Source organism: Bacteroides sp. BFG-637 (assembly GCF_024793605.1).
Lineage (GTDB): Bacteria > Bacteroidota > Bacteroidia > Bacteroidales > Bacteroidaceae > Bacteroides > Bacteroides vicugnae.
The window spans coordinates 4351758-4377223 of sequence record NZ_JANUPD010000002.1; the positions used below are offsets into that span (position 1 = coordinate 4351758).

The 25466-nt window shown below is 37.4% G+C and carries 12 protein-coding genes and 3 pseudogenes; 5 read left to right on the forward strand and 10 right to left on the reverse strand.

All coding sequences use genetic code 11. The features are described from left to right. Position 1 precedes the first annotated feature (1 nt). From NXX38_RS16800 to NXX38_RS16810, 3 genes and pseudogenes are all read left to right on the forward strand, one after another. The gene (locus NXX38_RS16800; protein WP_258980316.1) at positions 2–2332 is read left to right on the forward strand and encodes a phosphodiester glycosidase family protein; all 2331 of its coding nucleotides are present in this window, start codon (positions 2–4) and stop codon (positions 2330–2332) included. Between the two features lie 62 nt (positions 2333–2394). Further along, positions 2395–3582 carry a glycoside hydrolase family 10 protein gene (locus NXX38_RS16805; protein WP_258980317.1) on the forward strand — a complete coding sequence of 396 codons (1188 nt, stop codon included), beginning with the start codon at positions 2395–2397 and terminating at the stop codon, positions 3580–3582. Between the two features lie 5 nt (positions 3583–3587). Continuing rightward, a pseudogene (locus NXX38_RS16810) lies at positions 3588–4659 on the forward strand (SGNH/GDSL hydrolase family protein). A 699-nt stretch (positions 4660–5358) separates the two neighbouring features. Here NXX38_RS16810 and NXX38_RS16815 read toward each other — a convergent pair. The 10 genes from NXX38_RS16815 to NXX38_RS16860 all read right to left on the reverse strand — a co-directional run bounded on the left by NXX38_RS16815 (position 5359) and on the right by NXX38_RS16860 (position 21112). Continuing rightward, positions 5359–6771 (reverse strand): DUF5009 domain-containing protein, encoded by a 1413-nt coding sequence (locus NXX38_RS16815; RefSeq protein ID WP_258980318.1) that lies wholly within the window; start codon positions 6769–6771, stop codon positions 5359–5361. A 212-nt stretch (positions 6772–6983) separates the two neighbouring features. After that, on the reverse strand, positions 6984–7967 hold the full coding sequence (locus tag NXX38_RS16820; RefSeq protein ID WP_258980319.1) for a phosphodiester glycosidase family protein: 984 nt from the start codon (positions 7965–7967) through the stop codon (positions 6984–6986). Between the two features lie 35 nt (positions 7968–8002). Then, complete coding sequence (locus NXX38_RS16825; protein ID WP_258980321.1) at positions 8003–10600, reverse strand: alpha amylase family protein; 2598 nt, start codon at positions 10598–10600, stop codon at positions 8003–8005. A gap of 10 nt (positions 10601–10610) precedes the next feature. Next, positions 10611–10931 (reverse strand): calcineurin-like phosphoesterase C-terminal domain-containing protein, encoded by a 321-nt coding sequence (locus NXX38_RS16830; protein ID WP_258980323.1) that lies wholly within the window; start codon positions 10929–10931, stop codon positions 10611–10613. Next, the gene (locus NXX38_RS16835; RefSeq protein WP_258980324.1) at positions 10888–12039 is read right to left on the reverse strand and encodes a calcineurin-like phosphoesterase family protein; all 1152 of its coding nucleotides are present in this window, start codon (positions 12037–12039) and stop codon (positions 10888–10890) included. The genes NXX38_RS16830 and NXX38_RS16835 overlap by 44 nt, the downstream gene beginning before the upstream one ends. 33 nt (positions 12040–12072) lie before the next feature. Continuing rightward, complete coding sequence (locus tag NXX38_RS16840; protein ID WP_258980325.1) at positions 12073–13416, reverse strand: alpha amylase family protein; 1344 nt, start codon at positions 13414–13416, stop codon at positions 12073–12075. Between the two features lie 70 nt (positions 13417–13486). Next, positions 13487–15181, reverse strand: a complete 1695-nt coding sequence (locus tag NXX38_RS16845) for a DUF5018 domain-containing protein (protein ID WP_258980326.1) — start codon at positions 15179–15181, stop codon at positions 13487–13489. 19 nt (positions 15182–15200) lie between these two features. Beyond that, entirely contained in the window at positions 15201–16832 is a 1632-nt protein-coding gene (locus NXX38_RS16850; protein ID WP_258980327.1) for a RagB/SusD family nutrient uptake outer membrane protein, read from the reverse strand. Between the two features lie 12 nt (positions 16833–16844). Continuing rightward, positions 16845–20000, reverse strand: coding sequence for a TonB-dependent receptor (locus NXX38_RS16855; protein ID WP_258980328.1), 3156 nt, complete (start codon positions 19998–20000; stop codon positions 16845–16847). Between the two features lie 38 nt (positions 20001–20038). Next, on the reverse strand, positions 20039–21112 hold the full coding sequence (locus NXX38_RS16860) for a DUF4434 domain-containing protein (RefSeq protein WP_258980329.1): 1074 nt from the start codon (positions 21110–21112) through the stop codon (positions 20039–20041). Positions 21113–21171: 59 nt separating this feature from the next. On the opposite strand from NXX38_RS16860, the pseudogene NXX38_RS16865 reads away from it, so the two are divergent. After that, positions 21172–22228 (forward strand): annotated as a pseudogene (locus NXX38_RS16865) (DUF4434 domain-containing protein). 42 nt (positions 22229–22270) lie between these two features. Next, positions 22271–25433: pseudogene (locus tag NXX38_RS26965) on the forward strand (SusC/RagA family TonB-linked outer membrane protein); the annotation flags it as partial. Positions 25434–25466: the final 33 nt, after the last annotated feature.

The following is a 25466-nucleotide window of genomic DNA, read 5'->3' on the forward strand; positions in this document are numbered from 1 at the left end:
TATGAAACTACTAACAAAGAAAATAACGTATATCATCTTAATTCTGTGTGTCTATTGCTCTTATGGTGAAGCTAAAATTCAGCTCCCCTCCATTTTAGGTAACGGGATGGTGCTCCAACAAAAGTCAGAAGTAAGGCTGTGGGGGAAAGCTACACCTAATAAGAAAGTTGCCATATATACCTCATGGAACGCACAACAGCAGGAAGTGAATAGTAATAAAAAGGGAGATTGGATGGTAACCGTCACAACTCCGGAAGCTGGAGGTCCGTACACTATTCGTATTTCAGACGGTGAAGAGCTGTTATTAGATGATATTTTGATTGGAGAAGTCTGGCTGTGCTCCGGCCAATCGAATATGGAAATGCCCGTGAAAGGTTTTCGGGGGCAACCTGCTGCAGAATCACAGAATACGATAGTAAATGCAAATCCTAATCGTTCATTGCGATTGTTTACAGTGCAACGTGCATACAGTAGTATTCCGGAAGAGGATGTAACAGGGCAATGGGAAAAAAACACTCCAAAGTCTGTTTCTACTTTTAGTGCCGTAGCTTATTATTATGGCGATCAATTACAGAAAGTTTTAGGAATACCGGTAGGGTTGATTCATGCCTCCTGGAGCGGGTCTTCAATTGAGCCATGGATTAGTAAAGAAAATCTCCTGCAATTTCCCGAAGTTGATCTGACTCCGGCAGAGAATCCACAATTGAAATATGCTAACGGTACTCCTACCGTATTATACAATGCCATGATTAAACCGCTGGAGAATTATAATATTAAAGGAATGATATGGTATCAAGGAGAGTCTAATTCTGCACGACCGGAACAATATCAGCGTTTGTTTGCTGTGTGGGCCAAGCAAAACAGAGCATTGTTCCGTTCGAAAGACTTGCCTATCTATTATACAGAAATAGCACCTGTTGCTTCACCTGTAGACCGACCGTTTCAGAGGGCCATCTTCCGAGAAGTGCAATTGGAAAGTATGCATGAAGTTTCTAATACAGGTATGGCATTCACAAACGATCTTGGTTCGGAGAAATTCATTCATGCGCCCAAAAAACGAGAAATCGGACAACGCTTAGCATATTGGGCATTAGCTAAAACATATCAATTAGAGGGATTTGAATATAGTGGTCCTATCCATCGTTCATATATGAAGAACGGAAAGATAATTGAAATTCTCTTTGATCATGCAGATGATGGACTAAACCCGGAAAATGAGCCTTTAGTAGGGTTTGAGATTGCAAGTGAAGATAGTATATTTTATCCTGCCAATGCCGAAATCATAAATGGAACCTCTCGTGTAAAAGTATGGAGTGACAAAGTGGCTCAACCGGTTTATGTACGTTATGCTTTCCGTAATTTTCTGCGTGGAAATCTGGTAAACAATGCCGGATTACCAGCAGCTCCTTTTCGGATGGACTTGCGAAAAATGGATTTTCAGAATCCTGAAAAGTTAGGATGGACCCGTGTCACTACTTTTGGGAAGTTACCCGAATACATCAGTGTTTATCACTCTCCGGACTGGATTGAAAGTACACGAACAAATGCTTATATAGCAGTTATAGATACCAAAAAAGGAGGGAGTTTGGATGTTGGAGGTGCAGATAGTGGGGTAAAAACTCCGACAGAATTCTACCAGTCAGAAAAAAGAAAACCATCTATTGTATTAAATGGAGGATATTTTGCTAATGGAAAGACTGTTAGTCTTATATGCAAAAATGGAAAAATCTTATCTGACAACATATCTGTAGTGAATCGCTTATTGGAAGGTAAAAAGACTGCATATTACCCTACCCGTTCAGTTTTCAGTCTTTATACAGATGGGACATATCATGTTGACTGGATATATAAATCGGCTCAACAAACCTATGCGTATGATATGCCGGCCTTAAACAGCTCCACACGTCTTCCGTTACCTGTGCCATCAAAAGGCTTTCCAAAAGGGGCAAAAGTCTGGACCGCCGAAATGGGAATTGGTGCAGGTCCTATATTAATCAAGGATGGAACGATTCGTAATAGTTGGGTAGAAGAACTATTAGACGTTGCAAGTGGTATAAATCCACAGACTTGTCAGCCTCGTTCTGCAGTAGGAATTACGCAAGACGGGAAATTGATTTTATTTGTTTGTGAAGGACGCGAACAAACACCGGATATTTCAGGTATGACTCTAGCCCAACTTGCTCGGTTAATGAAATCATTCGGGTGTGTAGATGCACTTAATTTAGACGGAGGAGGTTCGAGCTGTATGTTGATTAATGGTAAAGAGACTATAAAACCATGTAATAAATATCATCAACAACGACCGGTTGCTACTGTGTTATTTGCAAGATAGTATAATCTAAAAACTATAATAGGATAAGGATAGTTAAGTTATCAATTAATCATTTTTTATTCATGAGTAAAAAGTTAACGTTTTGTATATGTCTTTCGATTTTATTTATTAGTCTACAAAGTATAGCAAAAACAACAGAGCAAGGGATTCGGGGAGTCTGGGTTCCTGCTCCCCGTTTCACCCCTGTATTACATTCCTATCAGGGAGTGAAAGATTTTGTAAAGACATTGGATGAGTTGAATATGAATTCTATATTTCTTGTATCTTATGCGGAAACTAAAACGATATATAGAAGTGACGTGTTGATGCATTATTCTACTTATAAAACACAAGAAGAAAGTTATTTACTAAGTAGATATTCAAAGCAATATCAAAGTCCAACCAATGATCCGGTACGTGATTTGATTGATGAAGCTCATAAACACGATATAAAAGTGTTTTTCTGGTTTGAGTATGGCTTTATGGGAGAAGGACGTCCGATATCACTTAATAATCCTTTGTTAGCAAAGAACCCCCACTGGCTAGGAATAGACAATCAACAACAACCTGCCAATTATAATCAACATGATTACTATTTTAATGCCTATAATCCTGCCGTGCAGAATTTCTTAATAGAACTTATAGAAGAAGCATTGATGCTTTATCCTGATTTAGATGGTATTCAAGGGGATGATCGCTTTCCTGCTATGCCTCGGAATTCCGGATATGATACCTATACAGTTTCTCTTTATCAATCACAACATCAAGGGAATAATCCTCCTGTAGATTATAATAATACGGAATGGGTACATTGGCGTTTGGATATTTTAAATACCTTTGCAAAACGATTATATAAAAGAATCAAAGCAAAGAGCCCAAATGTAATGATTAGTTTCGCCCCGAACCCTTACCCTTGGTGTGAAGAGAATCTGATGCAGGAATGGCCTCGTTGGTGTAAAGAGAAAGTTTGTGATCTGTTAGCTGTTCAGTGTTATCGCTATAGTGTTGACGCTTATCGTGCTACGGTTTCAGAAGTTTTGAAGTATATACATCAGAATAATCCAAACCAATTGTTTGCACCTGGCATGATTTTGATGGAGGGGAGTAATTCCAAAATGTCACCGGAACTATTACAAAAGCAACTTCGTATAAACCGGGAGTTGGGGATTAATAGTGAAATTTATTTTTATAATAAAGGGATTGATAATCCTTCTGTTAGGAAAGTCTTAAAACAGACATATTATCAGAAGATTAAATTTCCAGAAAATTAAATGCTATGATAAGATATATTTTAATTGGACTTTTACTTTGTGGACAAGCCATAAGCTTTGCCCAAATAATATACTATGATGCATCAAACTTCCCTCTATTAGGAAAAGCAACAGAAAACAATGGAGTACGATATGAAAGGTTTCCTGACTCATTAGAACACATATCACGTCCTCCTCTTTGGTACTTAAGTCGTAATTCGGCAGGAATGGCAATACGATTTCATAGTAATTCCACTCATATAGCAGTGAGATGGGAGAATCTCTTCAATAATCATATGAATCACATGACTGATACAGGAGTGAAAGGACTTGATTTATACTGTTGGGAAGGTAATAGGAAAATGGAGATTCATAAATAGTGCCCGTCCAAATGGAAAAACAAATCAAGCAACAATCATTGCTAACATGCAACCGGAAGAGAGAGAATATATGCTTTATCTTCCTCTCTATGACGGTTTGGTTTCCCTATCTATAGGGATTGATTCGTTAGCTACTATTGATCAGCCTTTAATTGATTATCCAATCCGCCAGAAGCCGGTTGTATTTTATGGAACCAGTATTCTTCAAGGAGGTTGTGCTTCACGTCCCGGAATGGCACATACAAACATTATATCAAGAAGATTAAATCGTGAATGTATCAATCTGGGATTCAGTGGAAATGCATTGCTAGATTTAGAAGTTGCCAAAGTAATAGCCGAGGTAGATGCCAGTGTTTTTGTTTTAGACTTTGTACCTAATGCTTCTGTAGAACAGATGAAAGAACGTATGGAGACATTCTATCACATCATTCGTAGTAAGCATCCGGATACGCCTATTATTTTCATAGAAGATCCTATATTCACCCATACATTTTATGATGAAAGAATTGCTAAGGAGGTACAAAGAAAGAATGATACGCTAAAGGAGATATTCAACCGACTAAAAAAGATAAATGAGAAAAATATCATTTTAATCTCTTCAAAGAATATGCTGGGAGAAGATGGAGAAGCCACAATTGATGGTATTCATTTCACTGATTTAGGCATGATGAGATATGCTGATCTTGTCTGTCCAATCATAAAAAAAGCAATCAAATAAAATAGTGTCGCTATCGGCTTGGTATAGCGTCGCTATATGAAGCTTATAGCAACGCTATCCTGTTGACATAGCGTCACTATTTTAATAATCTTAATAGGTGGCTTTTTCGTACGCTATATCAATAGAAACAAATCTTCAAATATCAAAATGATAAAATGTCATTTTGATATTTGAATTGCACTATAATCGAATTTATTCAGTCTCAATGCCGGGAGTGGAAAAGAATCGTACGGATTAGTGATTTGTATAATTCAGGAATCGAAGAAATTCTTCTATTATAGAGCATAATCATTATTATTGAATATTATGCGCTGCATAATGAATGCATTTATCAATCCATACATGCTTTTTGTTTGATTAAACAGAGTCCTAAAAACACTTCTAATAAATCAAGAAATCCTATTTTCACGAGTAAAATATGCTTCCTTTTAAATGCACGTGGCGTTTCTTATAAACCAACCTTGTGTTTCTTTAAAACCAACCGTACGTTTCATTAGAATCAACCGTATGTTTTTCGCAAATAATACGGTAATTTATATGCAAATGACCGTTCTTTTATTCGTAATTATGCATATAAATACCGTATTTTATTTGTTTACTTCTCTACTTCTTTTCATTTACAAAGGATAGGAAATAGTAGAATCAATAAAAAAGCGACCGAAAGCAACTCTTTTTAATATATAATAATCACATTGATATTTACGTTCTCCAAAACCATTTGATTTTTGTGAAGAACATAGTCACTAAAACTGCCAAAGAAGTAAGAATTACTCCTTGGAGAAAACCTAACCAAGCACTATGTTGAAAATAAGATAACAATGAAGCAACGCCTAATATGTTAGCCAATGGCATAATCAATAAATCGCCGACCACATAAGCTATCATTGGGTTCTGACCGGACATGACTAAAAAACGAGTACTTTTGACACACCTGAAATAGTCACAAATAATACTTAGAAATATAAGAGCCAGGAAAGCCAGCCCGGAAGTAACAAAGAAATAACTAAAAGTTGTCGGATCTTTTTTAATGCCATCCTGAAAAGGTTCAAAACACAAACCCAAAAGAAGTAAGAATGCTCCTGCATTAAACAACTTTTTCCATAATAGGGCTATCCCATCCGCCTTGTGTGGAAATATACATTTACCTGTTAGTAGCAATAAAACTGTAACCACCAGATTAATAACCAAATTACGAGTGTAGAGACCGTAAAGATTACTAATGATAAGAACGATGGATAATATCATCAACATGATACTCATTTTACGATAAGGAGATGTAGCATAATCATCCGTCTCTTTTTGATATGTTTTCATCCACTCCGCTAAATATTCGCCAGCTATACTGCCGGGAATAACGATAAATAAGTATTTCAAGTAATCAAACCGATACATCCATGGCAAAGGAGTATAATTAAATACACTCTGTGTCCACGAACCATCCACTGTACTCCCTAATATCATTGCCAGTAGCAATATCAGAACTCCTAAGCGTATCCAACGATTATGCATTGTGAAAATGTAAAGAATAGAGCCGAAAACAGCCATATTAGCCAACAACAAAATGATGATATTACTGGAGAATAGGCTGAATGTCTTACCATCTGCATAAGAGGTGGTTGCTAACATGATGGCAGCAATAATGTAAGCTCCAACTTTTATTGAAGTATGTGCCCAATCCGGCATCTTCCAAGGAATACGCATAAACATGGGAAATAGAACAATAAAACAGAGTATAGCCAGCAACCATGCCCTCATATCTTGTGGAGAGCTTAACATGTACGGATAAAAATGCTGAATAAAAATAGCAAAGAAAGTCAACTGAATCCCCCGTTTGACAGCTTCATAAACAAGTTTCAGTTTTGAATCACCTTTTCCAGTACGTTTCCTTATGGAAAAAGGAAACGCGGCTCCCATAGCGAACAAGAAACAAGGAAACACAAGGTCTACCCAAGTAATGCCGGGTAACAACGGATTAAACACATGATCTGGCGGAGGCGTTTGCGCATGACTCATCCAACCGGGAAGAACATGCGTTACGATGGTAGCCGAAAGTACCATCGTAATAATTGCATATCCTCTTAAAGCATCTAAAGCTAAAGCACGCTTATTCATACGTCAACAATTACAATAGTTTATTGATAATAAATTTTATATATTGCCATCACTACATAATTCTCTCTTCCCTTTTCTATCATACATTTACAAACTACGTCAATAATTAGTTATGAGAAGAAATATAATGATATAAAAAATTTGTTCTGCTAATATTATATGAATACGTACAGAACAAATTCTATTGTTTAAATAGCCTGAATGAAAGACATTTATCTTAGGCCTACCGCTGTAACTACTGTACGTTGTTTGCCATCCGTACCTTTAATAGTTTCCTTTCCATTAATTAACATGCAACTGGAACCACCTCCATCTAAATTCATTGCATCTACACATCCTAAAGATTTTAAGATTTTTGCGACTTCAGCAGTGGTATATCCTACTACCCCTGGTGTCATTTCACGCCCTTCACAAACAAATAAGATAAGTTTGTTGTCTTTGGTTATTCCTATAGCTGAACGAGGTTGATTTGAATCTGCGCTGATCTTTAGCAATTCTGCAACATATGTATCTTTGATAGCCCCATCTTTGATAAGCATTGGACCACCACCAATAGCATTCTTTGCTTTTAATACGCTGCCACCGGCCGGGAATGTAGCAGAAGGAACTTCTTTAGGAGTTTCACCATATTTATTTTCGGCAGGTTGTGGATAGGAATAAGTAATATTTGTAGTTGTAGTATAAGTCCAAGTGGTCTTATAGCTACCATCTGTCATAAGTCCAAAGACAGCTCTTGTAGGATAATAAATCGTTACCCAGTCCTCTGAATCCGATTGATTGTTCGGACAAATCACTTGGCCGTCACGACAAATCATACTCAATGATGAACCATCCCAAAAGAAACCTCCATTTAAAATGACAGAATGTTGTGACTGCTCATAAAACTGCGAAGGAGTTTTAGAACCTGTCTTTTCACCTAAAACAGAGAATGAAGCTTTACTCATATCAGCTACTGCAATATAAGCTACAGCTTTTTTAGATTCCAGTTGTTCCGGTGACTTATAAATACTAATATAAGTCGGAAGTTTACCGAATTGATATTGGGCTGTCCATCCTAACTCTACAATACCCGGATTGGTTTCTTCCGGTGTCTTATCCCATTCCCATTCATGTTCAGGATAACTTTCAGCACATGCAACAATTGTTGAAGTCAATATAGTCAACAACAATAAAGACATAAAATTAATTCGTTTCATAATCAATAAGTGTATTAGTTGGGTTAATAAATATTTCATTCATAGGCTGTTGCAGAATCAATAGCCTCTTTCAATTCATTCCACCAGTTATTTCGGATAATGTGCACAATATCGAATATCATTACTCCGTCTGATTCTTTCAAATTCATGCGTACAGCTTTTCTAAACTGTCCAGCATCATTTTTATAATCTTCTACGTATAATCCACCTGATACGGGAACGGCTCCTTTTAATAGATATTTTGAATATTTGCAGCCACCTTCTACACAAAGATATTCTCCGGTAGACACTTGACTGTCAGTCTCATTTTTATGCCGTCCCGATGATTTGTAATAATCATCTAAAGAAACATTCCAATAATAGTTGCCATTAGTATAAAAGTCGAGCAATTCGGCAATGCCATAATTCTTATAATTAGGAGTAGCCCAGTGGAAATCCTGATGGACATCGTAGGTGCGGCTCGCCCAATTGACACCCACTTCAAAGTAACTGGGATACCAAGCTCCTGTGTACACTCCCAACATACAGTCGGGGTTTATACTTTTAATTGCCTGACGAACATCTTTCATGAAATTATAAATTATAGATGCACGCCATTCTATCCATTGAAAATAGTAAGGTCCGGCTACACGGTCAATCTCTCCCGAAGCATTTGGACGCCATTCATAAATATCTTCAGGATATTTATTCAGCTTTTTACCAAGATACTTTTCAAACATTTTTCTTGATTCAGGTGAAAAGTCGGCGTCGATGCAATCATAACGGGCACGATCAAGCATAATCCCATCAAAAGAGTAATTCTTCACAATCTCTTTGATGATATTTATTTCATATTGCTGCACTGCTTTCAAAGCAGGATTCAAAAATAGAGTTGCCTTACCTTCAATTTCTGTCATAGGCAATAGTCCTTTCCGGGGGACATAATTGACTCCTTGCCATTTTTTATGCTTTGTATAAATATCTCCTCGTTTCACAATGTTTTGTCCGTCAGCAAATACATTCAAATTAGCAAAAATCTTCAAATCATGGGCACGAGCAGCCTCAATGAAGGTATTTATAAAATCGAAATTAGGACGGTCGAAATTCTTCCAATTTCTTTTTTGTGTGGCGTATTTACTAGGATAGAGCACTTCTCCAGTATTGTCTTTTATATCCAGTACCAGATGAGTAATACCTATTTCATGACACTTATCCACATAGTAACGGATGGAATCCGGATAACTAAAGCGTATAAAGTTAGCAGAACAATCCAGCCACATGACTTTGGCTTTAGAGCTTTTCTTTGGTTGTAACGCTCCTCCGGCTATCATTCCGGCTTCAATTTCCTTCCATAAGTTTTTCTGAATGATATGTACAATATCGAACACCATTAACCCATCGGATTTCTTCAAATTCATGGCAATAGTTTCCGGAAGTTTAGAAGGATTGTCGTAGAATTGATCAACCAAGATACCTCCCATAAATTTGTTTCCTTTCAATATCTGATGTAAATGCTGGCAAGATCCCTCTACACAATACCAGGTGCCAGATTGAGCCTGTGAGTCTGTTTCATTCCAAATACTTTTATTATTTCGCAATGATTCGCTAATGGTTACATCTGTATAATAATTACCTGTTGCATATAAGTCAATTAATTCTGCATAACCATAATTTTTATAAGCTGGTGTAGCCCAATCAAAATCTTTATTTGGATCATATTGATTACTTGCAAAGTTAACCCCCACTTCATAATAAGAAGGATACCATGCTCCTGTATACGTACCGAAAGAAATATTCTTATTGACGGCTTTTACTTCTTTGCGGGCACGTGCCATAAAATCTGTGATTGTTTTCGTTCTCCATTCTATCCATTTAAGGAAATATTTACCGCGTGCCGGATGGTAACGTTTGTTTGTATCAAGTTTCCACTCAAATATATCTTCAGGAAAACGCTTCAATTTCTCTCCAATATACTCTTCGAACTTCTGACGAGAAAGATGCGAGAAATCAGCGCTAATACCATCATATCGTACTCGATCAAGCATTAAACCATCCAAATCGGGATACTTGGCGACTAACTCTGTAAGGATACGAAGAATGTATGCACAATATTCTTCATTTACAGGATTGGTCATTGCTCCATATTTATGTTTTTCTTGTGTAATAGGAATAATACCTTTGTCCGGAGTATATACCATGGAAGCCCATTCCGGATGATTATTGTATACAACTCCACGATCAAAATAATTGTGACCGGCACAGAATACGTTCAGTGAAGCATGAATCTCAAGTCCTAACTCGTGTCCTTTCTTTATGAAATATCCCAAATAATCAAAACTACCTGCTTTGGCACCTTTCCACTCTTTCATGCGAGGGGCATAAGCGCTTTCATACAATACCTCTCCTGTAATGGGACGAACATCTACAATAGCATGTGTAAAACCTAAAACCTTTATTTTTGCTAGATAAAAATCTATAGAATCGGGATTATTGAATCTTCCAAAATTTGCTTCTGCGTCAAACCACATCAGAGCAGGCTTAGATTTTTCCTCTTGTTTACTATCATTGATGGTCGATATTAGCGTCCTTGACTGTATACCTTGTATAGATAATACCAATATGATTAGAAATCCTATATATTTTTTATATTCCATCGTATAGACTTTATTTATTATTATTCAGATTAGCTCGATATATGTTACCGAAGCGATCTGTCGCAATCACCTCTATTTTTGCATTCTTGTCTTTTACAGTAGCCCTGAACATATGCTCGTTAGGAGTAGCAGAAATCCATTTAAACTCTAATTTTTCCTTATCTGCACAAAGAGCTTCCGCTGCCGGATCACACATACTGAAACGAATCATTTCCCCCATCACTTTTCCATTTTCAAGCCATTCCACTTTCCATTTCACATCCCAATTCCAAATATTAGCAATCACATCATCTGGATATTCTTTGGAACTCCCGGGAGCGTAAGCTCTCATCTGATATTCTTTTAGGAAAGCCTGCACTTTTGAAATACCAAGTCACATGATCGTTATCAACTTCATACACACCATATCCTTGCGGGGTTCCATCCAGACAAACCGTCCCTTGCCACCAAGTGCCACATACAGCTGCTGTGATATGTTCAAATAGTTGTTCGGAATGTTCAAGATTTCTATTGTAGTGTGTATGTCCTGTCAAGAGATGAGCACGGTAGGGCTTTAATATTTCATATAAAAAAGCAGCATTGCTGACTCTACCTGCTATATTTGCATTTGAATATTCAAATGGAATTTGACCCACTTCAAGGCGACTGGGAATGTGCATGGCTACAAAGACTAATGAGCCTTCTTTAATATATGACAAATCCTGCTCTAACCATGAAAGTAGCTTTTCTTCAATATATCCTGCATAGAAATAATCTCTAGCCAAGTAAAATACATCATTCAGAACTATATAGTGAGCTTTACCTTTATTAAAAGAATAATAAGATGGTCCGAAAATTTCCTCGAATTTTCGATATGACGTTTCATGCGAACGACCGTATAGAGTCATATCATGGTTGCCAATGACTCTATAAAATGGAATGTCCAAACGGTTAAGAGAACGGATGTAGTCAGGATATAGTTCAGGCTTATCTCCTACAAGATCTCCGCAATCGATACCAAATATTTCTTTTCCTTTTTTAGTTTCAATAAAATCAATGCAATCATCTAAAATCTGATTGTAAGGTTGCAAATTGTCTTTTTTGAAAAGTTGTGCATCAGCGTGCACCATAAAGGTATGTGTGTTATCATCATACGGATTTCTTTTCAGTTCAAAGTCATACCCTGTTACCTTTCCGGTTTGTATCGGTTGATAAAATAGAGGCATACTATATTCTCGTTGGGGTAAATACCCTGCTGGAGTAGATAAATAAACAAAGGAGGCATTATCTGTCATCGGAATTATATATTCTCCTTTATGGTTTGTTTGAGCGAAGTGAATGCCATCTGTGACAACCACATCTTTTATTCCTTTTCCGTCACATGATACCTTTCCACTAATTGTTTGTGCAAAGAGAGCTGGAGCGAAAAAGCATATTATTAGCGTAGATACCGCTTTCATATATTTTAGATAGCAATGCATATACATGTATTTTTAATTTATAGCTAAATTAATTCCTTCTTTGGCGTATTGCCACTGATTAGCAAGTTTTAGATGAATCATATCAAATAAGAAATATCCATCACAAGCATCCATACAAGCTTTTACAGAGTTTACAATCGCTTGGTTCTCTTGTGCTTGAGTAGCGCGATTGTCAGGGTCCCAATTACCAACATCAGGTCCTCCGACAACTAACGGACAAGTCCCTTTGATCTTGGCTTTTGCCAGGGAACAAAAACCAGACATAGTCCATTCGGTAGTGCCATATACGTTTAATGGAGAAGCGTAGGCACCGATAAGCATGTGATCCATAAGTCCGGCATATCCATAATTCTTATATTTTTTTGTCGCCCATTTGTAGGACGTAGAAGGGTCATATTCAGGGTTGGCCCAATTGACGCCCACATCGTAATAAGAAGAATACCACCCGCCGACATATACTCCGAACTGAATACTGGAATTCACAGATTTCACAGTTTTACGTGCTCTTGCCATAAAGTCATACATTACTTTTACGCGGAATTCCAGCCATTGTGTTAAATAAGCAGGATAGGCTGCTGGTAGTACTTTCGTTCCCGCAGATAAGATCTCATTGGGATAGATATTTATTTTCTTTTCAATATATTCTTCAAATTTCTTTCGCGTATAATCAGAAAAATCGCTTTGTAAATCCAGGAATCGTCCTCTGTCGAGAATGATGCCATCGATATTATATTGCGCCAAGTCTTTCAAGATATCACAAACATATTGTTGTACCTCTTCACGTACCGGATTAAAAAATTTGATACTTTCATTTGTGTGCATTACACTAACGATACCGGAAGCCGTGTTCATTTGCGTGGCCCATTCAGCTTTAGAGGCATCACGATACATGACTCCTGTTCCATTATTTGTCGTATTTCCACCAACCATTGTATTAATTGCAGCATGGACCTTTAAACCTAGTTTGTGCCCTTCATCAATAAATACTTGTAAATAATCCCATTCTGCTGTACGTTGTACCTGGGTGTATCGCCCCGAAATCCAAGCATATAAGTATTTTACCGGATCGGCTACATTCGTTTTAAACAGTACATCGCCGGTAGTGGGACGCACATCTACTACAATGTCTGTGAATCCAGCATCTTTAGCCAAGTTCAGGTCTCTGATGATATTCTCTTTACTATTGGCAAAATCAGGAAAATTGGCAGCTGCATCAATCCAGATATAGCGAGGTTTGGATTTTACAGGTGTCACCGGAAGTTCCGGTTCTTCCCATTCCCATGAAGAGGAAGTATCATCTTTCGAACATGAACACAGGATAAAGCCCAGTAATAAAATAATCAGGGACTTTTTCATTATTTGAATAGTTAAAAGGCTACCTCAAGTCATAAAGACTTTATGACCGGAGGCAGCCTTGTTAATTTAATTATTTAACTAAATGTTCCACATCAATACAGTCAAACTCATAAGCAGCTACCCCTCCGTTAGTTCCTAACAGATATAATGTCATTTTCATTCCATCTGTGGAAACTCTCAAGTTTATATCAGCTACATTATTTGCATTTGAGTTGTTCCAGATAGGATTAGTTTGATATATAAATAAGTTAGGATCTTTGGGATCTCCTGCTAAATTGCCAGGCACTGTTACATCATACAATAATCCATATGTATTATAATTCCAGAACTGGTCAGCTACAGCAATATACCTTGCTCCATTAAATTCTGCTATGTCAAGTTGTTGAAGTATATGTCCGGAATCATTTAGAGGGGCACCTTCAACGGTAACATTGGCGAGATTATATAGTGCATTTTTTGAACCGTCTGGATTAAAGAAGCCAAATGCTCTCGGTTGACTACCATAACCAACACAGAATATACCTTGACTTAAATCTGTTCCAAACGTAACAGCATCACCTAAATAATTCCATCCAATGATGGTAGGATCCGCAGTGAATAATTTAGGCTCTTGTGATTGCAATACTCCATTTTTCACTTCCCAATAAAGTATCTTGCTTGATATTTCGACACTAGATAAAATGATAGCATCACCATCCAAACTACCACACACGGAAAGTTTTCTTCCTGTCGGATAAATATGAGACGTTTCTATATATTTTTGAGGTTCTCCTGTTCCTGTTATACGATAAATAGTTTGTACAGCTTGCGCACCGCCTCCTGTATTTCTTAAATTGGTAATCAATAGATTGTTATTGGCATCATTGGCTATACAGAAATTGGCCAAACCACTCTTGAACGGCAAGTTGATAGTGCCCACATATTCACCAGTATTCCGATTGAAATATTTTAAGTCTGAATTTCTGGTATTTACAAATAAGTAATTGGAAGAAGAAGCGATAGCAACAGTATTGTTGTCTGTTCCATTGATACCCATATCACCTAATGCTTTGCTCCATATCAGTTTACCACTTCCTTTTCTCATTCCTTGCGGTAATTTATTAGGCTCTACTACTCTTACTGCGTATGTTGCTTTGTCTTTTCCATTTTGCGCAGTTACCGTTACATTAAATGGCTCATCATAATTCAATGTTTCTGTAGTAGGATCTGGAGAAATAGTAGCACCATGAGAAACTTTCACTTCGGCTAAAGAAGTGCCTACGGGGTCAGTACTAATTAATGAGATTGACTTGTTTTCTTCATTTATAATTCCATGGAACTCCAAAGAAGGGATATTGTATTGTGTAATAGCACATTCATTATTCTTACGTATTTCACATACAACTTTGTACTGAACCTGTTCTTTGTTTTGTAAGGTTACAGTAATATAGTTCTCTTTCGTTAAATCCATATATAACAAAGAAGGCGTGACATACACGTTATTATCCAACCCTGCTTCCATTCGCATTTTAACCAGCTTGTCTGTTGGAAACAAGTTATCAGACTCCTTCGGATAATTATAAGGACAAACAATTGTTATTGTCCGATTAGCGTAATCTATCTCACCTACAAAATTGTTGTTCTCACTATCATCATCCAGTAGAAATGCTTTGAGACTATTAATACCATTGTGTGAAGCGGATGGTGCTAAGTCTTCCGGGCTTTGGCATGCACTTATTCCAAAGATAAATGCAGCCATTATGATTAAAAATATTTTATTTTTCATTGCATTATTCTTTTAGGTGTTATTTCCATTCATCATATTGTTCTATCAACGAGTTATTCCTCATTTCATCAGTTGGCACAGGAAATACGTACAGTTTTTTTAGGAATTTTCTGTCTTTATTGTCTGCTTCTATATATTCATACGTATCACCTGTGATTTTCATTCCATGCACACGATAACCTGTATATTCTGTATGAGCTAATTTCCAGCGGCGCATATCCCAATATAAATGTCCTTCATAAGCTAATTCAACTTTTCGTTCGTTTCTATAATCATTAAACCAAGTTTCACCAGTTGAACTCTTTCCGGGAAGTCCCACATTTTTACGAGCGCGTACATCATTCATGGCTTTTTGGGCTTCATCTATTTTATTTAATCTATATGCAGCTTCTGCTTTATTTAGAAGAACTTCTGCATAACGGATTTCAACCCATGGTTGATGGCTCTTCTTGCCCTTTAAGTCTGTCAATGATTCATCCATTAATTTTCTAAGGAAATATCCAGTTGTCGTTTTTCCATAAGAATATCCTTGTACTCCATAATCTATATAAGCACCATTTGTACCATTGACACTACAATCCATTTTACGCCCCTTCCACATAGAGCCACGATAAATAACACTTGCTGCAAAGCGAGGCTCCAACTGATCATAAGGAGGAGGAGTGTTAGTAATACCATGCCAAGGTGTCCAATCTACTTTCTGTCCGTTTTTAGTCTCATAAGATTCTACCATTTCCTGCGTAGGAGTACCTAAAGCACCATAATCCCAACCATCACATTGAGGAACATGATACTGGTCGAAGTCATGATTAGGACCTGTATCCTGATCGTAATCAAATTCAAGAATAGACTCCACGTTGTTACCTTTCCATGCTTGGGCATAGTCATCAACCAAATCATATAGTTTTAATTTTATAACCTCATTAGCTGCATTATATGCGTCCTGCCAGCGTTCTGCATAAAGCATAGCACGCGATTTAAGAGCATAAGCTGCTCCTTTCGTGACTCTGTTCTTATTAGCGGCATTCCACGCTTCAGGTAGATAAGTACTTGCGAAATCAAGATCATCTGCAATAAGTTGCCAGGTATCTGCTGCGCTGCTACGAGCTTTGTTATTGGTCATATCCAAATCAGTGTAAAGAATAACACCTCCATGGCGTTTGGCTAATTGGAAGTAAATATATGCCCGGAAGAAACGAGCTTGTGCTTCCCATATTTCATTTTTTTCTTTAGGAAATTTAGAATACTTTTTCTGCATAACCAGAAACTGGTTTATCTGCCTTATGTTACCATAAGCCTTGTCTTTATCCCAAATATTAAGTCTGTATTCATCCGGTAGAATAACATCCGGATTTGTCACATATTCATTGGGCCATCCACCTCTGTCACCTAATGTGATAGAGCCGTATTTAAATGTTTCGGTTAAACTTTCAGTCAGACTACCTCTAAACTGATAATCTCCAAACTGACCATACTTGTGAAGGAAAGTATAGAAGGCATTCACATTTTTGTCTACATACTCTTCTTTTTCCCATACAATTTCATCACTCACTTTTGACGTCTGTTCCACGCCGTCCAGCCAATCATTGCAGGAGGTCGAAATAAACCCTAAGGTTAACGCCAGGTATATATGTAATATTGTTTTTCTCATATCTTTTCTTTTTTAGAATGTTAAGTTAATACCAAAAGTATACGTCCGCTGCTGTGGGTAATAACCATTATTTACAGCAGGTGATTCTGGATCGATATTGTATTTGGTAAGTCCGCTAATTGTAAAGAGGTTGTATCCTTCTATATAAAGTCTGACTTTTTCTACACCTAACTGATTGATCCAGCGTTTTGGAAAGTTATATCCAATTTGTGCTGTCTTCAGACGCATATAGTTTCCGTTTCTATACCAATATGTAGACGAATAACCATTCTGATTATTAGGACCTTCTACTTCCAGACGAGGGAAATCTGCATCTCTGTTATCCGGTCTCCAAGAGTTTTCTACCAGATAAACAGGTGAGTTTCCTTTCTGATAAAATGGTTTGGTGAATGATGTATGGTCCATTGTCCCTGCCTCTGCAGCATCCTCGGCTGTATATTGTCCGGTTAATGCTATTTCATGACCAAGTCCCCACGAGAATAGTAAATCAAAATCGAAGCCTTTCCATTCTCCGAAAAGATTCAGAGAGCCGTTATGGGTCGGACGAGCACTCTTTCCTATATACCCCATATCTTGTTCTTTGGAAATGATGCCATCGCCATTTCTATCTTGATACCTAATATATCCTGGTAGCGGCATTCTTCCTGCTATGATGGGAGAGTTGGCAACTTCTTCTTCATTCTGAAATAATCCCATGGCTACAAAGCCATATTTAGCTCCGATCTGCTTTCCTGTAAGTTTTTGGTAATCTGGAGTGTTTTCGGCATCACCAGAGTATTTCAACCATCTTCCATAGGCATACGACCAGATTAATTTAGCACCATAATTGAAACTACCTATTTTGTTATGATGGTTTAATGTAATATCAAATCCTTTATAATCAGCCTTGTTTATATTAGCTTGAGTGAAATAATAACCACCTATAGATGGGGGATAGGTACCACCAATAGTCGCCAGTTTATCAAATTCGTATTTATAGAATACATCAAATTCAACTCCTAATAATCCATTCCATAAAGTGGCATCAAAACCGACATTGTAATTCATACATTGCGCCCACGTCAGATTAGGATTACCAAGTGTAGCATAATAAAGCATACTTTGGCTGCCACTTCCAATTACAACTGCGTTATTGCTGATTCCCATTGAGTTACTCCATTGGAAGGCCGATAATCCGCTACTTGTTGCTGTTTTACCAACTCCTCCTCTTAATTTAAGGTTATTCACCCATGGCAAATTGAACCAATTTTCGTTATTAATTCTCCATCCTAAAGACAATCCAGGTAAAGTAATCCAACGCTTGTTCATTCCTCCAAATAAATAACTACCATCATAACGGAGAGATGCTTCTGCATAGTATTTATCCGCATAGCTATAATTGACACGACCAACAAACCCTGCCACACGACTATTACCACTATAACCTCCGACTTCAGGATGTTTAGTTGAACCATCCCCCGTTTGATTGGTCAGCCTACTTAATTCATCCAACTCAATAAAGTCCAGACCATAGCCAGCAGCACTAAATGTGTTACTTTTTATTTCACGAGTTTCTGCTAATAATAAAACACTGACATTGTGTTTGCCAAAAACATTATCGTAGTTAATACTTGACTGTGTAGTAAATGTATAACCACGCGCTGCTGATTCACTAAGACTAATTGTATTGCCTGCCGGATCATCCCCCAAGTGATAATTCAGAGTGGTAGATTCGGCTGTTGGCAATTCCATGACCATGACCTTATAAGGATTTGTCAAAACTTTGCTAAAATTGTAGTTCAGGTCATAGGCACCTTGGAATTTGAAACTCAATCCTTTTAGCCAAGGAGCATCATACTTTAGGCTGAAGTTTGATTGGATATAGGAAGAATGTGATTTGTTATAACCAGAGTCAAATGCAGATGCAACAGGAGATACATGTCCGGTAGCTTGTGGAGTAGCCACATAGTAAGTTTCTCCATCTTTTTCATAAGTATCAGGAGCATATGGAAGAGCACGTATAGCTTGCAACGGAAGATTTAGCCAACTATCAGGGTTAGCCGAATAACGTGGTTGTTTACGAGTTTCTACACGTCCGGAAATTCCTAAAGTAAAAGTTAGTGATTTGGTTAATTTGGCGTCGATGTTTGAGCGCAAATTTAATCTGTCATAATTGAAATTGTCAATATTTCCTTTCTCTTTCAGATAACCGATAGAAGCAAAGAAATGAAGTCTTTCTGTGCCACCTGATGCAGAAACATTATGATGTTGACGAGTTCCGGTTCCAAAAATCTTGTCGTACCAGTTAGTATTTCCCCATCCATCTACACCATCTTTCATTTTTTGGACCATGTCTTTTGTGAATAATGCCTCTTTACCGTCAAGGTTTAGCGCTTTATTATACCAATAAGCATATCCCGGTCCATCCAGCCATTCTTGCTGCTGTGTATTTTTACTGATACCATATTCACCCGAATAAGAAATAGACATTTTTTCATTTCTTCCTTTTTTGGTTGTTACAATAAAGGCACCATTAGCATCCAAGCCATAAACAGCAACGGCTGATGCATCTTTTAAAACAGAAACTGATTCAATTTCATTTGGGTCCAGACCATTAAAGTCAGCAGCAGTTCGTCTGATGCCATCAATTACATAAATAATATCACTTTGTCCACGTACTGTTAAAGATGCATTATCTGATCCCGGCTGTCCACTTGATTGCACCGCTGATATACCAGCGACACGAGAACCGATTACATTACTGATACTCATTGTTGGAGCTCTCAATATTTCTTTATCAGAAACGGTAGACACAGCACCTGTAATACTTGCACGCTTTTGTGTACCATAACCAACAACAACAATCTCATCCAAAGATGCTACGTCATCTTTCATTATTATATTAATGACATGTTTGCCAGCTATCTTTATTTCTTGAGTTGCCATACCAATATATGAGAAGACCAGCACGTCATTTGATTTTGCATTAATGCTGTATTTGCCATTTACATCAGTGATGGTACCGTTGTTGCTTCCATGTACTGCAACTGTAACACCTGGTAATGGTTCATCATTACCGTCTTTAACAGTACCGCTTATCATACTTTGTGCAAAGACGCTTGCCGTGCATGCAAAAAGCATAATAAACAATGAGGTCAGAAACCTCTGATTCCATTTGTTTTTTTTCATTACTATTAAAATTTTAAGGTAAATAAATAGGGTAATTGTTAGATTCTAAAGTGTTCACAATATCTATCAAACAGATGTCCAGCTTGTAGATAAGTGGAGTTCGGACTCATAAAATGAGAAAATTCAAAAGTAATTGCGTTTTCCATTCCAGCTCTGCGAGCAGCATCCAGTTTTAATAAAAGTTTTTCCCATTTGATGGGTAAAAAACGAATAGGCATATCGCGATCAAATGATTCGATATTTGTCCAACATCTTATGTTGTATTTATCAGCCAACTTTTTATTAATAACCAAGTAATCATATAGTTCATGATAATCAACTTGTCCATCCTGAAAAGCCATTATATCAACAGCACCATTAACATTGGATAGTATTTCATCCCACTCTTCTTCGTGTTCTTTCACCGACAAGGCCTTATCACCTGACATTACCTGATCTGTTTTGACACCATGGATGTAAGGAGAAACCATTGTTGGGAGATTATGGGAAACAGCTTTAGCATGTTTGCCGACTTCAGCATAGATTTTAGACATATTTTTTGTTCTACGACTTATCTCTTGTGAAAGATACCAGCCTTGGAAAGATTTGTGATGACCATATTTATTCCAGACTTCATCAATTAAAGCCATATTCAAATCTATTTCCTTTTGAAATAATCCTTCCTGCCAATACTTTCCCGAGTCATACATTCCGAAATAGAATGCCATATCATATTTATCAGCCAATGTCAGGAACATCTCAACTAAATCTACTGGAGGATAATAAACATCTTCCTTATCCAATAGACATCGAAAAGGAGAAGCAATCCATTTACCAAGACCCGCACGAATGAGTACTACAGTATTAATTCCCATTTTCTTCATTGCTTTAAAGTCTTGGTCCCATTCTTTTGTACCCCAATTCTGATGTGGAATATCCCAGCTTATTTCATCTAAGAAAGTGGCTTTTATTGGCATTCCTTTCAAGGCATCAGGAGTTGCAAATGTATTGAATCCTTCTTCATTACCAGTATCCTTCTTTAAAGGTGAGCACGCAGTTATAAATTTGCTGCCTGCTAATAATGAACATGTGGCAAATGCTGTTTTTAAAAAATTACGTCGTCCGTTTTTCATGTTTTTATTATATTGGAATTTATAAATTATAACATGAAAACGGACGACGTAATTCTTTAATAAAAACAGCATTTGCCACATGTTCATTATTAGCAGGCAGCAAATTTATAACTGCGTGCTCACCTTTAAAGAAGGATACTTGGTAATGAAGAAGGATTCAATACATTTGCAACTCCTGATGCCTTGAAAGGAATGCCAATAAAAGCCACTTTCTTAGATGAAATAAGCTGGGATATTCCACATCAGAATTGGGGTACAAAAGAATGGGACCAAGACTTTAAAGCAATGAAGAAATATGGGAATTAATACTGTAGTACTCATTCGTGCGGGTCTCTGGCAAATGGATTGCTTCTCCTTTTCGATGCCTATTGGATAAGGAAGATGTTTATTATCCTCCAGTAGATTTAGTTGAGATGTTCCTGACATTGGCTGATAAATAGGATATGGCATTCTATTTCGGAATGTATGACTCGGGAAAGTATTGGCAGGAAGGATTATTTCCAAAAGGAAATAGATTTTGAATATGGCTTTTAATTGATGAAGTCTGGAATAAATATGGTCATCACAAATCTTTCCAAGGCTGGTATCTTTCACAAGGAGATAAGTCGTAGAACAAAAAATATGTCTAAAATCTATGCTGAAGTCGGCAAACATGCTAAAGCTGTTTCCCATAATCTCCCCAACAATGGTTTCTCCTAACATCCATGGTGTCAAAACAGATCAGGTAATGTCAGGTGATAAGGCCTTGTCGGTGAAAGAACACGAAGAAGAGTGGGATGAAATACTATCCAATGTTAATGGTGCTGTTGATATAATGGCTTTTCAGGATGGACAAGTTGATTATCATGAACTATATGATTACTTGGTTATTAATAAAAGTTGGCTGATAAATACAACATAAGATGTTGGACAAATATCGAATCATTTGATCGCGATATGCCTATTCGTTTTTTACCCATCAAATGGGAAAAACTTTTATTAAAACTGGATGCTGCTCGCAGAGCTGGAATGGAAAACGCAATTACTTTTGAATTTTCTCATTTTATGAGTCCGAACTCCACTTATCTACAAGCTGGACATCTGTTTGATAGATATTGTGAACACTTTAGAATCTAACAATTACCCTATTTATTTACCTTAAAATTTTAATAGTAATGAAAAAAAAACAAATGGAATCAGAGGCTTCTTGACCTCATTGTTTATTATGCTTTTTGCATGCACGGCAAGCGTCCTTGCACAAAGTATGATAAGCGGTACTGTTAAAGACGGTAATGATGAACCATTACCAGGTGTTACAGTTGCAGTACATGGAAGCAACAACGGTACCATCACTGATGTAAATGGCAAATACAGCATTAATGCAAAATCAAATGACGTGCTGGTCTCCTCATATATTGGTAAGGCAACTCAAGAAATAAAGATAGCTGGCAAACATGTCATTAATATAATAATGAAAGATGACGTAGCATCTTTGGATGAGATTGTTGTTGTTGGTTATGGTACACAAAAGCGTGCAAGTATTACAGGTGCTGTGTCTACCGTTTCTGATAAAGAAATATTGAGAGCTCCAACAATGAGTATCAGTAATGTAATCGGTTCTCGTGTCGCTGGTATATCAGCGGTGCAACTAGTGGACAGCCGGGATCAGATAATGCATCTTTAACAGTACGTGGACAAAGTGATATTATTTATGTAATTGATGGCATCAGACGAACTGCTGCTGACTTTAATGGTCTGGACCCAAATGAAATTGAATCAGTTTCTGTTTTAAAAGATGCATCAGCCGTTGCTGTTTATGGCTTGATGCTAATGGTGCCTTTATTGTAACAACCAAAAAGGAAGAAATGAAAAATGTCTATTTCTTATTCGGGTGAATATGGTATCAGTAAAAATACACAGCAGCAAGAATGGCTGGATGGACCGGGATACGCTTATTGGTATAATAAAGCGCTAAACCTTGACGGTAAAGAGGCATTATTCACAAAAGACATGGTCCAAAAAATGAAAGATGGTGTAGATGGATGGGGAAATACTAACTGGTACGACAAGATTTTTGGAACCGGAACTCGTCAACATCATAATGTTTCTGCATCAGGTGGCACAGAAAGACTTCATTTCTTTGCTTCTATCGGTTATCTGAAAGAGAAAGGAAATATTGACAAATTTCAATTATGACAGATTAAATTTGCGCTCAAACATCGACGCCAAATTAACCAAATCACTAACTTTTACTTTTAGGAATTTCCGGACGTGTAGAAACTCGTAAACAACCACGTTATTCGGCTAACCCTGATAGTTGGCTAAATCTTCCGTTGCAAGCTATACGTGCTCTTCCATATGCCCTGGATACTTATGAAAAAGATGGAGAAACTTACTATGTGGTTACTCCACAAGCTACCGGACATGTATCTCCTGTTGCATCTGCATTTGACTCTGGTTATAACAAATCACATTCTTCCTATATCCAATCAAACTTCAGCCTAAAGTATGATGCTCCTTGGCTAAAAGGATTGAGTTTCAAATTCCAAGGTGCCTATGACCTGAACTACAATTTTAGCAAAGTTTTGACAAATCCTTATAAGGTCATGGTCATGGAATTGCCACCAGCCGAATCTACCACTCTGAATTATCACTTGGGGGATGATCCGGCAGGCAATACAATTAGTCTTAGTGAATCAGCAGCGCGTGGTTATACATTTACTACACAGTCAAGTATTAACTACGATAATGTTTTTGGCAAACACAATGTCAGTGTTTTATTATTAGCAGAAACTCGTGAAATAAAAAGTAACACATTTAGTGCTGCTGGCTATGGTCTGGACTTTATTGAGTTGGATGAATTAGAAGTGAGGCTGACCAATCAAACTGGGATGGTTCAACTAAACATCCTGAAGTCGGAGGTTATAGTGGTAATAGTCATGTGGCAGGGTTTGTTGGTCACTCTATTATAGCTATGCGGATAAATACTATGCAGAAGCATCTCTCCGTTATGATGGTAGTTATTTATTTGGAGGAATGAACAAGCGTTGGATTACCTTTACCAGATTGTCTTTAGGATGGAGAATAATAACGAAAATTGCTTCAATTTGCCATGGTGAATAACCCCAAATTAAGAGGAGGAGTTGGTAAAACAGCAAATAAGTAGCGTGATTATCGGCCTTCCAATGGAGTAACTCAATGGGAATCAGCAATAACGCAGTTGTAATTGGAAGTGGCAGCCAAAGTATGCTTTTATTGTGCTACACTTGGTAATCCTAACCTGACGTGGGCGCAATGTATGAATTACAATGTCGGTTTTGATGCCACTTTATGGAATGGATTATTAGGAGTTGAATTTGATGTATTCTATAAATACGAATTTGATAAACTGGCGACTATTGGTGGTTCCTATCCCCCATCTATAGGTGGTTATTATTTCACTCAAGCTAATATAAACAAGGCTGATTATAAAGGATTTGATATTACATTAAACCATTCATAACAAAATAGGTAGTTTCAATTATGGTGCTAAATTAATCTGGCTCGCATGCCTATGGAAGATGGTTGAAATACTCTGGTGATGCCGAAAACACTCCAGATACCAAAAACTTACAGGAAAGCAGATCGGAGCTAAATATGGCTTTGTAGCCATGCTGGGATTATTTCAGAATGAAGAAGAAGCTGCCAACTCTCCCATCATAGCAGGAAGAATGCCGCTACCAGGATATATTAGGTATCAAGATAGAAATGGCGATGGCATCATTTCCAATGCAACAAGATATGGGGTATATAGGAAAGAGTGCTCGTCCGACCCATAACGGCTCTCTGAATCTTTTCGGAGAATGGAAAGGCTTCGATTTTTGATTTACTATTCTCGTGGGGACTTGGTCATGAAATAGCATTAACCGGACAATATACAGCCGAGGATGCTTCGCAGAGGCAGGGACAATGGACCATACATCATTCACCAAACCATTTTATCAGAAAGGAAACTCACCTGTTTATCTGGTAGAAAAACTCTTGGAGACCGGATAACAGAGATGCAGATTTCCCTCGTCTGGAAGTAGAAGGTCCTAATAATCAGAATGGTTATTCGTCTACATATTGATATAGAAACGGAAACTATATGCGTCTGAAGACAGCACAAATTGGATATAACTTTCCAAAACGCTGGATCAATCAGTTAGGTGTAGAAAAAGTCAGACTTTATATAGAAGGATACAACCTCTTTACAATTAGCGGACTTACCAAATACAATATCGATCCAGAATCACCTGCTGTAAATAATGGTTATTACCCACAGCAGCGGACGTATACTTTTGGTATTAACTTAACATTCTAAAAAAGAAAAGATATGAGAAAAAACAATATTACA

Excerpts from the sequence above, each read along its gene's own strand:
- NXX38_RS16800 (WP_258980316.1), top strand. The coding sequence starts at position 2 with ATGAAACTACTAACAAAGAAAATAACGTATATCATCTTAATTCTGTGT.
- NXX38_RS16805 (WP_258980317.1), top strand. The coding sequence starts at position 2,395 with ATGAGTAAAAAGTTAACGTTTTGTATATGTCTTTCGATTTTATTTATT.
- NXX38_RS16815 (WP_258980318.1), bottom strand. The coding sequence starts at position 6,771 with ATGAATAAGCGTGCTTTAGCTTTAGATGCTTTAAGAGGATATGCAATT.
- NXX38_RS16820 (WP_258980319.1), bottom strand. The coding sequence starts at position 7,967 with ATGAAACGAATTAATTTTATGTCTTTATTGTTGTTGACTATATTGACT.
- NXX38_RS16825 (WP_258980321.1), bottom strand. The coding sequence starts at position 10,600 with ATGGAATATAAAAAATATATAGGATTTCTAATCATATTGGTATTATCT.
- NXX38_RS16830 (WP_258980323.1), bottom strand. The coding sequence starts at position 10,931 with ATGAGAGCTTACGCTCCCGGGAGTTCCAAAGAATATCCAGATGATGTG.
- NXX38_RS16835 (WP_258980324.1), bottom strand. The coding sequence starts at position 12,039 with ATGAAAGCGGTATCTACGCTAATAATATGCTTTTTCGCTCCAGCTCTC.
- NXX38_RS16840 (WP_258980325.1), bottom strand. The coding sequence starts at position 13,416 with ATGAAAAAGTCCCTGATTATTTTATTACTGGGCTTTATCCTGTGTTCA.
- NXX38_RS16845 (WP_258980326.1), bottom strand. The coding sequence starts at position 15,181 with ATGAAAAATAAAATATTTTTAATCATAATGGCTGCATTTATCTTTGGA.
- NXX38_RS16850 (WP_258980327.1), bottom strand. The coding sequence starts at position 16,832 with ATGAGAAAAACAATATTACATATATACCTGGCGTTAACCTTAGGGTTT.
- NXX38_RS16855 (WP_258980328.1), bottom strand. The coding sequence starts at position 20,000 with ATGAAAAAAAACAAATGGAATCAGAGGTTTCTGACCTCATTGTTTATT.
- NXX38_RS16860 (WP_258980329.1), bottom strand. The coding sequence starts at position 21,112 with ATGAAAAACGGACGACGTAATTTTTTAAAAACAGCATTTGCCACATGT.